We start from the raw sequence: 256 nt of genomic DNA on the forward strand, positions 1-256 counted from the left end.
CCCCTGGAGACGGGGGCGGTGCGCCTCACCACCTTCCTGCCCCTCGCGTTCGGGCGGCGCGGCATCAGGAAGGTGGTCGTGGGCCCCGCGGGGGTTGCCGAGCCGGTCCAGGTCCGCGACCAGGCCACGGTCCTGCCGCCCCACCCGGATCCCGTCCTGCTGCGCGCCCTGGGCCGCAGCCTCTACTGGTAGCACCTGCTGGACACCGGTGTCGTGAAGGACACGGCCGCGATCGCCCTCCGGGAAGGGGTGCACA

General features: G+C 74.2%; 1 pseudogene. It reads left to right on the plus strand.

The features are described 5' to 3' along the window. Window positions 1-192, plus strand: a pseudogene (locus ACTFO6_RS19120) (hypothetical protein); the annotation flags it as partial. Between the last annotated feature and the right edge of the window lie 64 nt (window positions 193-256).

Origin of the sequence: Pelomicrobium sp. G1 (assembly GCF_051905455.1) — a bacterium.
Lineage (GTDB): Bacteria > Pseudomonadota > Gammaproteobacteria > Burkholderiales > UBA6910 > Pelomicrobium.